General features: G+C 40.3%; 9 protein-coding genes. All 9 read left to right on the top strand.

From position 1 onward, the window contains the following. The 9 genes from BM086_RS18920 to BM086_RS18880 all read left to right on the top strand — a co-directional run bounded on the left by BM086_RS18920 (position 1) and on the right by BM086_RS18880 (position 16350). Positions 1 to 2367, top strand: a complete 2367-nt coding sequence (locus BM086_RS18920; RefSeq protein ID WP_092331385.1) for an HD domain-containing phosphohydrolase — start codon at positions 1 to 3, stop codon at positions 2365 to 2367. Positions 2368 to 2450: 83 nt separating this feature from the next. Next, positions 2451 to 3047: a 5' nucleotidase, NT5C type gene (locus tag BM086_RS18915; protein ID WP_092331381.1), complete on the top strand. Its 597-nt coding sequence runs from the start codon at positions 2451 to 2453 to the stop codon at positions 3045 to 3047. A gap of 78 nt (positions 3048 to 3125) precedes the next feature. Beyond that, the gene (locus tag BM086_RS18910; protein ID WP_092331377.1) at positions 3126 to 5015 is read left to right on the top strand and encodes a substrate-binding and GGDEF domain-containing protein; all 1890 of its coding nucleotides are present in this window, start codon (positions 3126 to 3128) and stop codon (positions 5013 to 5015) included. A 15-nt stretch (positions 5016 to 5030) separates the two neighbouring features. Continuing rightward, complete coding sequence (locus tag BM086_RS18905; RefSeq protein WP_092331372.1) at positions 5031 to 5795, top strand: LytR/AlgR family response regulator transcription factor; 765 nt, start codon at positions 5031 to 5033, stop codon at positions 5793 to 5795. Continuing rightward, complete coding sequence (locus BM086_RS18900) at positions 5786 to 7072, top strand: ATP-binding protein (protein WP_175560382.1); 1287 nt, start codon at positions 5786 to 5788, stop codon at positions 7070 to 7072. The genes BM086_RS18905 and BM086_RS18900 overlap by 10 nt, the downstream gene beginning before the upstream one ends. A gap of 237 nt (positions 7073 to 7309) precedes the next feature. Next, positions 7310 to 10270 carry a beta-glucosidase gene (locus BM086_RS18895; RefSeq protein WP_175560381.1) on the top strand — a complete coding sequence of 987 codons (2961 nt, stop codon included), beginning with the start codon at positions 7310 to 7312 and terminating at the stop codon, positions 10268 to 10270. A gap of 14 nt (positions 10271 to 10284) precedes the next feature. Then, positions 10285 to 11877, top strand: a complete 1593-nt coding sequence (locus BM086_RS18890; protein ID WP_175560380.1) for a bacterial Ig-like domain-containing protein — start codon at positions 10285 to 10287, stop codon at positions 11875 to 11877. 250 nt (positions 11878 to 12127) lie between these two features. After that, entirely contained in the window at positions 12128 to 15301 is a 3174-nt protein-coding gene (locus BM086_RS18885) for an AMP-binding protein (protein ID WP_092331353.1), read from the top strand. Between the two features lie 275 nt (positions 15302 to 15576). Next, entirely contained in the window at positions 15577 to 16350 is a 774-nt protein-coding gene (locus tag BM086_RS18880; protein WP_092331349.1) for a hypothetical protein, read from the top strand. Positions 16351 to 16572: the final 222 nt, after the last annotated feature.

Raw genomic sequence — 16572 nt, 5'->3', positions numbered from 1 at the left:
ATGTTTGATTTTATCAGGACTTACCAATTGGATATCATGCTTTCGCTCTCGGCAGCCTGCTTTTCGTTTGCGCTACTTCTTTTGTTTACAAAGGTAATCGAAAGAAAGAGAAGACTGATTCTTATCAACATGGAATGCATAGCAGGGTTCTTACTGCTTTTTGACCGTATGGCGTACGTTTTTTCGGGAGATGTTTCCAGGACAGCATATGTTATGGTCAGAGTCAGTAATTTTGCGGTTTTTTTCTTTACTTCAGGAATAGTTTTTGGTTTTAATCTGTATCTGATGAACCTTTTGATGGAAAACAGTGAGGTGCGAAGGATACCGGTAAGGATCAAGTTTGTGACTATAGGCTCTTTATTAGGTATGCTCCTTGTGATTGTTTCACAATTTACCGGTTTTATTTATAGTTTTGATGAGTACAATGTTTATCATAGGGGTAGTGGCTTTTTGATAAGTTATATTATTCCGATCGTTTGCCCATTGATACAGTATACAGTTATTAGGCAATACAAAAAGAAGTTTAGAAGTCTGATCTATCTGTCTCTTGTTTTATACATCTATGTGCCAATAATAATGGGCATAGTCCAGATTTTTCAATACGGAGTATCGATAGTGAATATGGCGATGGCTTGTGTTTCATTATCGTTATATATCTTTACCTATCTTGATATTAATGCTGAAGTTGTCCGTGCTCACCAGATTGAAATCGGAGAACTCAAAGAGGGTGAGATGCGTCTTAAGCGCCTTTTTGACCAGACTGCAGAGGCGTTTGTGAAGGTTGTTGAAAAGAAAGATATTAGTAAAAAGGGGCATTCTACAAAGGTCGCAAATCTTGCAAGAAAAATTGCAGAGCGTTCCGGAAAAGATCCGGAAAAATGTGAAGAAGTATACTATGCGGCACTCCTTCATGAGATAGGGGTAATAGGAATTCCTGACAGCATTATTGAAAAGGAAGGGGAATATACTAAGGAAGAGTTAGCTATCGTAAAAAAGAAATCTATTATCGGAGGTGACATACTTTCCGGTATTTTGGAATATCCATATATTAAAGAAGGTGTAAAGTATTACAACGAAAAATATGATGGAAGTGGCTACCCGGAGGGCTTAAAGGGTGAAGAAATTCCGGATGCGGCAAGAATTATAGCTGTGGCAGATGCATTTGCCACAATGACAACTGCGCGAAAATATCACGAGGCGCTGCCGTATCTTATCGTAAGGGAAGAGTTTATTGAAGCTCAAGGGACTTTATATGATCCGGAGTATGCTCAGATCATGGTGCAGATAATCGATGAAGAGAGCAGGCAGCAGATTACAGACGATACAATAGAAAAAGAGCTTGTATGTAATAAGTATAAGGATGCGGTTACTCATGGCATTCATTTTGTTGATGCAATCACAGAAATATCCTTTACATGTAAAGAAAATGAACTGAAAAGCGGACAGTTTTCGGCGCCGTCCATTATACTATTTGATTCTTTTGATGGGCACTTTCACGATAATCCAAAGGCTATTGATGCCTTTCATTACCAGGAATATGGAGAAGTATGGTTTGATGGGCATTATGTCACAGGAGATGTAAGAAATATGGAGGTTAAACTTGCAGAAGATGCAGGTGATGAGCTTGCACAGGGCAAAAATGCCTATAAGATAAGCACTGTTAAGTTAGATGACCATATGCAGATTATCATGAAGAGCAAACATGGTGAATTTGAGGTGCTGGTTGCTCTTTCTGACAATACAAAAGAAGCCTATTTAGCGCTTACCGGTGAAAATTGTACAGTTCAGGATATTAATGTTATTGACACCGGAAAGAAGATCAGTGAAGCAGATATAGAAAGAATCGCTGATAGGATAAGCTTTATAGACCGCATAGAGTCGGATGTAAAGAATGTTCAGGTAGATAAATACCGTTCAGCGCATACCAATGGAATAAAGATCAAGAACACAATGAGGATCAATTTCCATTCGATGACGCTTCCACTTGCCGGATTGGTATGGCATTGCCCATATATCGTACTCTTTTACTCTGAGGATGGAAAAGTTGGTGGCGAAGGATACAAGGAGTATGCAGTTATAAAGATCAATGGTGAGATTGAAGGGGATGACCCTGCCGCCCACAACAGCTTTTCTATGAAGAAAAAAGAGGCTTTTCCCGGTTGGGATAAGTGGAAGGAGATTTGCAAAGAGGGCATTGAGTGCAAAGTGCTTATAAATAAAAAGGGGAATAAAGTCTATACTGAGACGGAGAATCTTGGAATTGCGATAGAAAACACGACCACGATAAATGATGACAATACTGAGGTTTATGTTGCGCTGACCGGAGATATAGTTGCACTGACAGATATCAGAGTGAATGATTATTAACTTTTTATGGAAAATTAGAATCAGTTATGTTACCATGTGCTTTGGCTTAAATGTATTATTGATGTTGAAAAGGAAAAATGTAGATGAAATTTTACGTAGATTTTGATGATTGTCTGTGTGAAACAGCCAAAGCATTTACAGGAATTGCTTCAAGACTTTTTAGGAAAAACGTTCCCTATGAAGAGGTACGTTTTTTTAATCTTCAGAAGTCTTTTGGTCTTACAGATGATGAATATGAACAGCTGATGCTTGAGGGACATCGTCCGGAAGTGCTTCTTTCTTATGAGGAGACACCCGGCGCATCTGCTGTGCTCAATGAACTTATTGATAAAGGACATGAGGTTTCTATTATAACCGGGCGTCCCTCCAGCGCTTATGAACCATCCCGCAGATGGCTCGATGAACATAATCTTGAGCGTGTTAAGCTTTATTGCCTTAATAAGTATGGAAGAGATTCCTTTATAAAGAACAGCGAGTTTAACTTGGAACTTGAAGACTATTATAAGATGAAATTCGATTATGCTATTGAGGATTCACCAATGGCTTTCAAGTTTTTTGACCATCTTCCTGATATGAAGGTCATGGTTTATAACAGACCCTGGAATCAGGATTGTGAACTCCCCGGGGAGAATTATACACGCTGTATGAGTTGGGAGAAGATAAGGGAACTTGTAGACTGATTTTATTGAAGTTTGAGGGTACGAGTACATGGATCAACTTATGGATTTCATTTGTATTATGTGAGAAAATGCCTGCTTATGGATAAAGAGAAAAAACTGATCGCATTCATGGGTGGAATGATTGACCAGGAAAAAAACAGCAATTTCATACGAGAGCTGGAAAAAGAAGGGCGTAAACAGGGATTTTTTATTCTGGCGTTTAGTTTTTCTGAAACTACTGTCTGGGATCAGGATAGGGATAATTGTGAGCTAAAGCTTATAGAACTTTGTGGACATCTTGATATAAAGGCTATTATAGTGCAGCTTGAATTTATCAAAAATGATTATCTGGTTGTGGCTATAAATGAACTAGGCAGAAGAAAAGGGATACCTGTTATTGCCATGGAGAAGTATCTTCCCAAAAGGATTAACGTTTCCATGTGCTATAAGGAGAGTTTCAAGGCGATTGTCAGGCACGTTATAGACGTTCATTCCTGCCGCAGGATAAATATGATTGCGGGACCCAAGGGAGATCATTTTTCTGAGGAGAGAATCTGTGCCTATAAAGAGGTACTTGCTGAAAATGATATTCCTTTTGAGGAAAATCGGCTTTTATATGGAGAATTTTGGGACAGGCCTGCCAGAGCTGCAACGAAGAGCTTTATCCAGTCAGGGGATGAGTTTGATGCAATAGTATGTGCTAATGATAACATGGCCATTGCATGTGTGGATGAATTGATATCACATGGCATAAAGGTTCCTGAAGATGTGATTGTTACAGGGTTTGACGGAATAAAGAGCGGCCTCTACAACGTACCATCCATAACTACTGTGGCTCCGGATTACGCGGATGAGGCAGAGATGGTCATAAGGCTCATTAAGGAATGCACTGATCTTAAGGAAGAGTCCTATCATGATGTGGATTTTGTCCTTAAGCTCAGGGAGTCTTGTGGATGTAGAAGGTCCGGGGATATTCTTGCGCCAAAAGATATTATGGTTCTTTCAGCCGGTTATTACGATGTAAACTGGGCAGTAAACAGTATTAATAGTCTTATGTCACAGGCCGCAGTTCTGGAATCTGTCTGCGAACTTTCAAGGATAATAACACAGACTTTGTGGATATGGGACAGGCAATTTCAGTTTGTAGGTGTTTTTTCAGATCTTCTGGCACCTGAAATAGAGGGCATTGATAAGCATAGATACACGACACTTTTCAGATGTGAAGACGGTGAGAGAACAGGCATCGGAAGTTCTTACGATGAGCCGGAATTTATTCCGGGGTTTAATGATATTGTAAATAACAGTAATTACAGCCTTTTGCTCATTCGTCTTTTGCATACGGGAAATCAGGTTTTCGGATACCTTGTGTGTGGATCTGAGGCCACCAAGAACAGGGATGTGCGAAGGTGTGAGGAGTTTGGCATGTTTCTTTCCTCTGCGATTAATGCTGTGGTAACGAACAGAAAGCTCGCTGACATAAGGAATGAGATAGCGCAAAACTCTATAATTGATTATCTTACGGGGATATACAACAGACGCGGCTTTTTGGCAGAAGTAAAGAAGATAATCGAGAATACAGACAATTATGGTAAGTATCTGACCATCTTTTCAATTGATATGGATAAACTGAAGTATATAAATGATATGTTTGGTCATGCACAGGGGGATTTTGCTATTCAGAACATGGCAGAGGCGGTCAAACATCTGGCTTCAAGAAATGGTATCTGCGCAAGGTATGGCGGTGATGAGTTTGCCTGCGCTCTTTTGACCGATATGGAGATCTATCTGTCGGCTGATACGGTGAGAAGCAGAATTGAAAATGTACTTCAGCAAAAGGAAGCTGTAAGAAAAAAGGAGTATGAAATTACTGCAAGTATCGGAAGCGCCACCGGTGTGATAAATGAGTCTCTGGATTTTCAGTCGCTCTTTGACCGGGCTGACGAAGCAATGTATGCAGATAAGAAGGCAAGAAAGGCTGCAAGGCAATAAGAGGGGAAGTAATTTGTGATACGTATTGGCATTGTTGATGATGACATGGATTCCCGTAAGCGCCTAAAGCAGGAAATTGAAGAATACGCTGCGGAAAACATACTTAAATATGAACTCCAGGAATATGAGAGTGCGCATGCATTCCTCGATGGCGGTGAACAAGGCTTTGACATGCTCTTTTTGGATATAGATATGCCCGGTATGTCAGGGATGGAACTTGCAGAGAAGATTCGCGAGACTGACCATGAGGTGGTCATCATATTTTGCACCAATCTGCAGCAGTTTGCCATCAATGGTTATACTGTAGGAGCGCTTGGATTTATGGTAAAGCCTGTTCAGACCTATATCCTGAACCTGACCATGGACAGGGCTCTTACTGCAATACAAAAGAATCTTAGTCGTCATAAAAAAGAGGCTGATACGACATTTGTGCTTAAGGATGGCACTATTTCAAGGATTGTGAATGCATCGAACATAGACTATGTTGAAGTTCGTCAGCATTACCTTTTATATAATGTGAAGGACAGCACCACTGGTGCCAGGATTGTAATTAAAAACAGAGGAACCATGCAGGATGCGGTAGAGAGGCTATCGCCCTATGGCTTTTGGAGATGCTCATCCAGTTTTTTGGTGAATATAAAAAGTGTGACAGCGGTCAGTCGTATGAACGTCTATATAGGGGAGGAACTTCTTCCTATAGGACGCACTTTCAAGGAGTCCTTTATGGACGCATTTTCAAGATATCTGGCTAAGAAGGGATGGGAAGATCCATGTCAATAATGGAGTATATTTTTGCCAGGCAGGTGCCGGTTGGAATGTTCTTTGCGGCATTGTTGTTCATGCCCTGGGGACATAAGAGAGATAATTTTTTACCTAAATTTGTGATTGGAATAATCTCATTTTTTGCGGTAGCTGAAATTTGCGAAGTATTTAGTGTCGAGAGCAAGATTCGACTTTTGATTTATACAGTTCTCATATTTGCGCTGATATGGATATGCTTTGAATGTACGATAATCCATACGATTTTTTATACAACCTGTTCTTATGCAATTCAGCATATTTCAAGCAAACTCACCTATATGTTGGTTGTGCCTGTTTCGATGAAAAGAAATCTGACAGGCTACGGTTTTGCTATCACATCGCTTCTTCTGGTTTCTATTCTGATCGCGGTGGTCGTTTTCTTTAAATATACGAGACCTTACTATAAAAAGGGAGACCTGCAGTTTGACAATGTCAGAATTGTAGTGTACTCCGGGGTATTCCTGGTGGCGGCGGTATATTTAAGTTCTCTGCTTGAAAGCGGTTTTCCTCAAAACTCGGAATCTTATCTTACAAGTTATTTGTGCCTCAATGCCTTTTGTATTCTATTTGCCCTTGCAATCCTGGCATTGGAATTTTCGAATTTTAATGTTAAACAGCTTGAGCAGGAAAATCAGATACTGGCGCAGCTTCTTGAGTCTGATAAAGAGCAGTATGAGCAGGCCAAAAGGGATATGGAAATAATCAATATCCGTTATCATGACATTAAACAGCAGTACACAAAAGCTTCTGATGAAGAGCGAAGTAAGCTTGAAGAAGAGATGGCCGAGCTTAATCTTAGATATTTTACCGGCAATAAAGCGGTTGATATCACGCTTACCCAGAAGTCAGCGAAATGTAATGAGGCCGGAATACAGCTGATATGTTCCGCTGATGCAGGGTGCCTTGAGCATATCAAGCATTATCATATCTATTCAATGCTTGGAAATGCTCTGGATAATGCCATAGAATGTCTGGAACAGGTGTCGGATCCTGCCAAAAAAGTTATAGTCCTTGATATACATAAAGAGAAGAACATGGCTGTTATAAGAGTTGAAAACTATACGCCAAACAGGCCAAAGTATGAAAACGGCAGCCTTGTTACCACTAAGCCTGATGAGAAGGAACATGGCTATGGTGTAAAAAGTATACAAAACACAGCAGAGATTTATGGTGGAAATGCACATATATTTGTTGAAAATGAAATATTCTACCTGCTAATAACCCTTCCTTCTAGTGAAAATATTACAGTAGAATAAGTGCTATTTGATAAAAAAGGAGTCGATTTGGATGTAAAAAATCCATTTCGATTTCTTTTTTTTGTGTAAATTATGACCTGGTTTTATACAATTATGCCATTTTGTTGAATTGTAAAATGCACTTCGGTTAGTATTTAGTAGTATTCACGAAATGCATTTCCAAGTGTGGGTGGTGCACAACCTTATATATGGGAGAGAGCATTTTTGACGATTATTTGAGGAAAGATGGGGTTAAGGATGAAAAAGAAAAGTTCTAACAAGTCAGGGCTTTGGCTCGGACTTGCAGGTTCTGCAGTTCTTTTATCAAATCTTGTTTATACAGGAACTGCAATTGCCTTCCAGCAAGAAGGTGAGATCAACCACGCACTAGGTATTGAAGGCTCCGGTGCCACATATGGTGGAACTGAGTTCTCAGAAGACGGAACACTTACAGATGACAGCTACTCTAAATATATCAAGGCAGCTTATGAATTTTGTGAACAGGAAGAGGCAGAGGGAAGCGTTCTTCTTTATAACAAAAACAATGCGCTTCCATTATCAGATTCTGAGCGCAATGTAACTGCTTTTGGACGCGGAAGCATTGATCCTGTATTCCGTAGTACAGCAGGTGGCTCTTCAACAAACAAAGAATTTCAGCAGACTCCTGTTGATGCACTTAAGGGAGCAGGTTTTAACGTAAACCAGACAGTTCTTGATGCTTACAATGCAGCGCCTGTAACAGAGGCAAGAAGCGTATCAAGTGTGGGAGAATACGATTCTTCTATTTTTACATCTGCATTGGAAAAATCATATGCATCCTATGGTGATGTAGCTTTTGTAACTCTTTCCCGTTTTGCTACAGAAGGAAACGACCTTGCAATGACTAACGACAAGGGCAAGAGAATGCTTGAACTTGATGACAATGAGAAGGCAATCTTCAAGAGCATCAAGGATTCAGGTAAATTTAACAAGACAGTAGTTCTTTTAAACTCTGTTTTTGCTTTAGAGATGGATTGGCTTGAAGAATATGATGTAGATGCAGTTCTCTGGGTTGGAAATCCCGGTTTCTATGGTATGCCGGGCGCTATCAGAGTAGTGACAGGTGAAGTTAATCCTTCCGGTCATACAACTGCAACATTTGCAGCTAATTCACTTTCAGCTCCTTCAGCTGAAAACTTCGGACTTCACAAGTATGATTATGGCACTTATGCACCTCGTGAAGCCGGTGAAAATTTCGTAAGTTATAACGAGGGTATTTATGTAGGTTACAGATACTATGAAACTCGTTATGAAGATACAGTACTCGGCCAGGGAAATGCTGATTCAGCTGCAGGCGCTAAGGCTTCTGCATCAGGTTGGAACTATGCTGATGAAGTATGCTTCCCATTTGGATATGGTCTTTCATATACAACATATGATTACCATATGGACAATTTTGAATATGATGAGGCTTCAGATACATTTAAAGCCACTGTAACAGTCAGCAACACAGGCGCCATGGATGGTAAGGCATCAGTTCAGCTCTATGGACAGTCTCCATATACAGAATATGATGTGATGAACGGCGTTGAGAAGTCTTCCATTCAGCTTCTTGGTTATGACAAGATAGATGTAGCTGCAGGAACATCAGAGACTGTTGAGATCGATGTACCTGGCTACTTCATCGCTTCTTATGACAGAATCGGCGCAAAGGGATACATTCTTGATGCAGGTGATTATTACTTTGCAGTTGGTAATGGCGCGCATGATGCTCTTAACAACGTGCTTGCACTTAAATGCGGCGCTGATGTGGAAGGAAAGCTTACAGATGAAGCAGGAAATGTAGTAGCAGGAAACACTGAGGCTGCTGCAAAGTGGACAGCTCCTAATACAGAAGTTGATACAGCAAAGTATAGCAAATCCCGCTACAATAGCGATGTAACAGTTACTAATACATTTGATGATGCAGATGTAAACTATTGGGTTGATGACAATGAGAAGATCACATATCTTTCTCGTTCAGACTGGGATGCTACATATCCAACAACTTTGGAAAAAATCACAGTAAACAGTAAGCTTTATGACGGACTCAACATGCAGACATACGTTAAGGCTGCTGATGCCAAGCACGTTTCAGACTTTAAACTTGGAGTAAAACTTGATAAGAAGATCGATTTCATCGATATGAAGGGTGTTGCATTTGACGATCCTAAGTGGGATGACTTCTTATCTCAGCTTACATTGTCTGAGCTTCTTATCAATATGGGTGATTCAAAGGGAATCAAAGCAGTTAAGGCTGTAAATAAACCAGGATGCACAATCGTTGATGGACCTGAAGGTATGAATGGTCAGTTTAAGTACGGAGACCGTCGTAACTGCACAGGATGGGCAACACTTCCTATCGTGGGCGCTACATGGGATCATGATGTACAGACAAGATTTGGTCAGATGTACGGCGAAGATGCGCTTTATGCTTCTATCCCGATTGCGTATGCACCTGGTGCAGACACACTTCGTTCCCCATATTCAGGACGTACTTCAGAGTATTTCTCAGAAGACGGCGTACTCAGCTACTATGCGGCAAAGAATGTATCTCATGGTATGAGAACAAAGGGCCTTATCGGAACAGTTAAGCACTTCTTCTTAAATGAACAGGAAGCAGGAAGACAGGGTATCTCTACATATGCTAACGAACAGGCTATCCGTGAGATTTACATGAGAGCATTCGAAGGTTCACTTGCTGAGGGCGATTCTCTTGGTGTTATGACTGCTTACAACCGTATCGGTGTTATGTATGCAGCAGCAAGCCAGGGTATTCAGCACATCCTTCGTGATGAGTGGAAATATGATGGATATATAATCGATGATGCTCTTACAGCATCTGCTTATTCTTCAGCTCCTGAAATGCTCATGGCAGGTAACAACATCTTCTGTCTTGATACAGCAAGACCTACTGCAATTGAAAAACTGATCAATGATACTGACGATGGAGATCTCCTTCAGAAAGTTCTTGATTCTAACCGCTATATGTACTACATCATGCTCAAGTCCTCAATGGGTGGCGCAGATGCAGAAGAAATCGTTGTTTCTGACGCAGCACCATGGTGGCAGATTCTTTTGAGGGTTCTTGATGTAACAGTTATTGCTCTTTTGGTTGCTGCAATTGTTATGTATGTACTTCACACATATACAAAGGTATTCTCAAAAGAAACTGTAGGCGCTTTAGGAAAACAGAATTAATGGAGGTGGAATCGATGCTGGAACGCTTAAAAAATAAAGCCATTGGCAGCTACTTCTGCCTGGCAGCTGCGCTGGTTGCGCTTGTTACTGGGATTTGCTTTTTGATGACTCAGGAGGTGGCAGCACCTCTTGGTCACACAGGCACTATGCCCGGAGTGGTACTTCTTGTTGGTGCCGTTATTTCAATAGTAATGTTTTTTGTGCCTGTACGCTTTGGCGCTTTTATCCAGGCAGTTATTTACAACGTAGCTCTTTATCTTGTAGTAGTACAGCTTTATTTCGTATTTGCTGATGTTATCAACCATGTAACATTTGCTGGTGGAAATCCAACACTCTGCGTATTTTACATGGCAGGCACATTTGTTGCAGCACTTCTTTGTGTAATTGCCTGCTTTATGAAGCAGACAAAGGTTGAGGAAGAAGTTAAGCCTGCTAAGGATTTTGCTACAGGCGGAGTTCTTGCAGCTATTGCATGTGCAGCAATCTTCGGACTTTCATTCGTAGATGTGGCTCCTGCAACAGAAGTCCTTGCAAGCTCATCAGATGTTGAAGATCCATATAGCATGAATCTTTCAGATAACAGTTTTGCAGGTAAGTCTATCGAAGAACTGGCAGCTATTTCACGTGATGACTGGGAAGCTAAGGAAGCAAACGGGGAGATTGCTTACTTCTTTGAAGGTCAGTACACAGAAGGATTCAGCACAATCGTTGATCCTGCATGCCTTGATATGTATTGCGCAGTAGATGGTTCTATGTACGGTACATTCTCAGGTCCTACTACTTCAGTTGGTGGCGGTCAGGTAATGTATGTATATGGATACTGGTACAACCATGATGAAAACGGAGACAGAAACTTCGTAGTTCATATCACCGGAACCCAGGATTCTACAGGTGCTACACGCGCAGTAAATGTTGAAGGCGGTGAAGATGCTGATGTATTTATCTTTGATACAGAGCATGGCGATTATACACTTGAGGCAAGCTTAAGCTTTGGTCTTTCAGGCGGTATGTTCACACGTAATATCAATATTTACGGTATGCCTTATGCTGCTGCACAGAGCATTGCAATCGATTCTTCAAAGCTTCGCACTTTCTACACAGGCGATGCGTTTGATGCAGGTGAACTTGTTGTTACAGCAGTTCGCGCTAATGGTTCTGAAGAATCTATCTGGAATGGCCGTCTTAACTATGACGGATTCGATTCAGCAACAACAGGCACTAAGAAAGTTACAGGTTCATTCCTTGGCCAGTCTCAGGAATTCGAGGTTAAGGTTGAACAGCTTGTTACAGAGAGCTTTGCGGGTTCTTATGAGTTTGGGGCAGGTGAGTCAACTGTTGCTGCTGATGCAATCCTTTTGATTGATTACTCACATAAAACTATTACAATCGCAGCTTTAGATGGTTCAGCTGCTATCACAGGCACAATCGTTAATGCAACAGATAGTGCAGTTACTGCAACGCTTAACGGAAGCCAGCCTGTTGAGATTGCGCTTTCTGAAGAGGAAGGAGTAAAGAGTGCAGTGATTCCTGCTCATGATGAAGTTGTTATAGGATGGACTGCAACTACAACATATTCAATTGGTGAGTGCAGCTTTACTTTGCAGTAATATTTTTCTTCACTAAAAATATGATAAAAGATGGATGCTTTTCCTTGTGTGAGGGGAGGCATCTTTCTTTTATGTTCAGAGGAAATTCGCGAGATAGTCGGGAGGGGCTATTTTTATATTTATGATGCAAAGGTCAAAAGTGATGCCACAGATTGTTCATTAAAACATTTAGATTTACGCGTGTCTTGGCGTATAATTAATATGTATCTGCCAGATTATTTTTTAATAAAGAGATAATAAATATACCTCTATGAAGTTGTTTTATGAATACTTGATTGAGCATTCAAAAGAATATTCCGAGAAAACAGCTGCTTTGGACAGCTTTGGGAGTATGACTTATAAAGAGCTTATGGGAATAAGTGCGTCACTTGCTCATAAGCTTATTGCGCTTGGAATCAAACAACAAGATACAGTGGCGATTTATGTTCCGTATAGAAAAGAAGTGATTCCGGGGATAATTGCAGTTTTATGTGCTGGTGGCATTTATGTTCCCTTTGACGATGAATATCCGGTAAAGAGACTGGAATACATTCTGGAAGATGCAGATATTAAGGCTGTTTTGACCACAAGACAGCTTTGGGAGAAAAAGAAGCTTGGTTTTCCGGAGAGTAAAGTCATTTTTATTGATGAGATAGAGACGATTGATGAAATGCCCTTCTGCAGCGGGGAGATTTCCATAGATTCTCCTGCCATGCTGCTATACACTTCCGGAACAACGGGAAAACCTAAGGGAGTTCTTCATACACAGGGCATGCTTCTACACATGACGGAGTATATCAAGAGTTATGAAGGGCTGGAACTAAATCAAGATACCAGGTGTGGTATTATGTCAGGATTTTCTTTTATTGCCACTCAGACGTTTCTTATGGGGACAATATTACATGGTGGAACAGTATGTATTGCCCCGGATGAGGCAAAAAAGGATATGGGGTATCTCTATGATTTTCTGCAAAAAGAAAAGATAACTCATATTTTCATGCCATCATCCCTTGCGGTAATTTTTGTTGAAGATTATGACCTTGACGGTATTTGTATTTTTACCGGGGGAGAGAAACTTAAGAATTTCAGGCCGTTATCTAAGAACGGTTTTTTGATTAATTCATACGGATGCACAGAAACAGGAGGAATTCTTTCCAGAAAAGCATTCGGTGGTGAAGAGAGCATGTCTGTCGGCGCTCCATCATCCTATACAAAAACGCTGATTGTTGATGAAGTGCTTAATTCTGTCAAAGCAGGGGAGGCGGGAGAGCTTCTTATTTCTACTGATTATATGGCAAAGGGATATTATAAACAGCCGGAGCTTGGTAAAGAGAAGTGGGCTGAACTTGATGGGAAGATATGGTTTCGCACAGGAGACAGAGCATTCTTTTTGCCAGACGGGAATATAGAACTTCTCGGACGAATCGACAACATGGTCAAGCTCAGGGGCTACAGAATTGAGACGGGAGAAGTGGAGAATAGGATTGCCAATGCGGCTGTAAAATTAGAGATAAACGCGCTCAGGCAGGTGGCGGTTGTAGTAAGAAATATCTATGGAACTGAGCATCTTTGCTGCTACTATGAGTCAGAAAAAGAGATTGATGCAGCGCCTTTTAAGGCTGAAATCTCACAGTATCTTCCACACTATATGATTCCCGATATCTGGGTGAGAATGGATGCTTTTCCAAGAAATGCCAATGGGAAGATTCTGAGAAAAGAGCTTCCGAAACCAAAGCAAAAGCGAATTATTAATGGCGTTCCTGATAGCGAAGTAATGGCACGGGTTATTTATACAGCTGAGGATACACTTGGCACGGATTTCTTTATCGGTGTGGGTGATAAATTTACTGAGATTGGCGGCAACTCCATATCTGCCATGGATTATTCAATGCGGCTTCGCAAACAGGGCATTAAGATAAGTGGAGCTGATATCCTAAGTCTTGATAATTTCAAAGAGATTGCAGATAAGGCTAAAGTGGCCTATGAGCAGCTTTGGTCCGCGGAAGAATACGAAGCAATACGCAGGGATTTTTTTGAGAGAGGCGAAAATATAGAAAAGGTATTGCCGATATCTCCAAGACAGGATGACATTCTCTTTAACCAGCTTTTTTATCCGGATCGCAGTGACTATATGAATGCACTCATGCTGCAGGTTGATAGCATTATTTCACCGGAGCATCTAAGGGAAGCGCTGGATATTGTTGCAAAAGAAAACGAAGAACTTAGGTCAGCTATTGTGTATCGCAAGGTATTATCGGTCATACAGCAGGTTATCACCGATAGAAGAATTCCTATGGAGCTCATCAGTATGGACACCTTTGACAGGGAAGAAAGAGATAAATTGCGTGCAAAATTCCTTCATGAGCCTTTTGATCCGCAGTATAGCAGTATGATGAAAGTGGTCCTTGTTCATAGTAATGAATCCGGAAGGAAAATTAGCTTTCTGTATATTCTTTCTTATCAGCTGGCCGTTGAAAAAAAGAAACTTAAAAGTTATGTGGCGCGCCTTATGGAGCTTCTCTTGGAATACTACCCGTCAGATAAATCTATAAGCGATTGGATATATCTGATGGGGAATGATTTCAGCAGTAAAGGTCATGCAAAGAAGCCGTATGTTGGAGAAACTTCGGCTGATGTATATGGATTTTCTAGGGGGAACAGTATTGTTACAAAGAGTGTTCCTGATATAAGAATATATTCAGAAAACAGCGGGCCGAAACTGGTATTTATTCATACAGCTAATTCGGATGGGGGCGTTTATTACAGATTAGCAGACAGAATCAGAGATGTTTTTTCTTTTGCCGTAATCGAACCTTATAATCTGTACCATCATGAAAATCCTGTCTACGGGATTAAGAATATTGCTGCTAAATACATTCAAACATTAAAAGAGTATCAGCCACAGGGTCCGTATATACTTGGCGGGTGGTGCTATGGAGGCATCGTGGCCCACGAAATGGCCTGCCAGCTCGAAAGCGCGGGAGATGAGATAAGCCATCTTATTATGCTGGATTCCCATGCAATCTCAAATGAGGAAATCCAAAAAAAGAGCAAAAGTATGTTTAATGAAATCAGCAGAGATTACTATGAAACGTGCCCACTATTCGAAGAAATCAGAGAAAACGGCATGCTGGACGTATTGATTGACAACGCAGCTCATGTCTCTGATGATCTTCTTCACCATAAACCTTCTTTTTTTAACGGCAATGTCATCTATTTTAAGCCGGATCAGATACCTGCCGGCATAACCGGTGCGAACTACAGATACTGGACCTATATGATGGGCTACGAAGCAGGAAATTATGAGAACTACTGCAACATAGACAAACTTACAATCATCCATACTCCCCAGGAACATGATCTTATGATGGATGAGCCATCGCTTGATGTTATAGTTCCGGGGATATGTATGAAAGTGAGGCGAGGACTAATTTGGAAATGTTAATAGATGTAAAAACAGAGAATCTAATAATAGTTTGACGAGGGAAAAATGTACCTTTAAAATATAATTTACTTTACATTGGAATCCTATCGTGATACTATACTTAAGCAGTTTCTTCATGAAAGGATTCAGGCATTTCGCCAGATTATTCCCATGTGTGTACAGATTATAATGTAGTTTGGTTACAGTTTTGTATTCTTTTTACGTTCATGGCAGTATTCTAATTTCTTATCCGACATGTGGAAATTGTAATCTATATTTCACAAAGAGGAGAAAAAATGGAAGAACAAAAGAATAATCCATTATATTCTGACACAGCATATGATGATGCTTTCAGAACCATGGAAACAGTATGCGATGATCTCGTGATACCCTTTGTTAACCTGATGTTTGAAGAAAAATATGATTCAACAGCGGTTATCAAGAGACTACGCAATGAACATTTTGTAGAACATGAGGACGAAGCAACTGATAAAAGAATTACTGATTCGTTTTTTGAAATCATATGGCATGGTATAACAAAAAGATATCATCTGGAATGTGAGAGTAAAAAGTACAGTGACGAGATACTCATAAGAATTTTTGAGTATTCGTCGCAGATTGCTAAGGAAAACAACGAAAGTAGTAGCTATAAAGTGAGATTCAATTTTCCTAACTCAGGTCTGTTGCTTCTTAAAAAGGCAGATAATGCACCTGACAAAGCAATTATAGAACTTGATATGCCTGGAGGTAAGACAGTTTCTTACAATGTACCTTTAGTAAAAATGTCAGATTTTACTGAGGATGACATTTTTGATAAGGAAGTGTATATGCTTTTACCATTTTTGATATTCAATTATGAAGAAGAACTCAAGGACGTTAATGACAGTGAGGAACGTCTTGAAGCATTTTTTGAAAAGTATAAAAATATCTATGATAGACTTGATGAGGAGCTTGAAAGTGGCAACTTGTCGCGACTTAAAATGTACCCTATAAGGTGGACATTTAAGACAAAGGGAATAAAAGTTCAGTCTGCATCAAACGATGTTATGATGAACTGTAAAACTGCTTGATGGATCCACATTTACATACAATGTCAAAGGGGTAAAATCCCTGATTCTGGACAACTGGATGAGGGGAATGATTCTGGACAATGGACATTGTATAGAAGGTAAAAACCCATATTTGTGTACAGACTAAGCATGTATACAATCCCATTTCATGGACGGTAGAAACTTGTATGAAATCCAGTTGAATGGACACCTAAAGATGGTTTATTACAGCACAGAAATAAC

The sequence above is a fragment of the Butyrivibrio sp. YAB3001 genome (assembly GCF_900112195.1).
Taxonomy (GTDB): domain Bacteria; phylum Bacillota; class Clostridia; order Lachnospirales; family Lachnospiraceae; genus Butyrivibrio.
The sequence above is the reverse complement of the archived record's forward strand: the minus strand, read 5'-3'. Positions and strand labels throughout refer to the sequence as shown.

Coding starts and splice junctions, on each gene's coding strand:
- BM086_RS18910 (WP_092331377.1), top strand. CDS start 3,126: ATGGATAAAGAGAAAAAACTGATCGCATTCATGGGTGGAATGATTGAC.
- BM086_RS18880 (WP_092331349.1), top strand. CDS start 15,577: ATGGAAGAACAAAAGAATAATCCATTATATTCTGACACAGCATATGAT.
- BM086_RS18915 (WP_092331381.1), top strand. CDS start 2,451: ATGAAATTTTACGTAGATTTTGATGATTGTCTGTGTGAAACAGCCAAA.
- BM086_RS18900 (WP_175560382.1), top strand. CDS start 5,786: ATGTCAATAATGGAGTATATTTTTGCCAGGCAGGTGCCGGTTGGAATG.
- BM086_RS18895 (WP_175560381.1), top strand. CDS start 7,310: ATGAAAAAGAAAAGTTCTAACAAGTCAGGGCTTTGGCTCGGACTTGCA.
- BM086_RS18920 (WP_092331385.1), top strand. CDS start 1: ATGTTTGATTTTATCAGGACTTACCAATTGGATATCATGCTTTCGCTC.
- BM086_RS18890 (WP_175560380.1), top strand. CDS start 10,285: ATGCTGGAACGCTTAAAAAATAAAGCCATTGGCAGCTACTTCTGCCTG.
- BM086_RS18885 (WP_092331353.1), top strand. CDS start 12,128: ATGAAGTTGTTTTATGAATACTTGATTGAGCATTCAAAAGAATATTCC.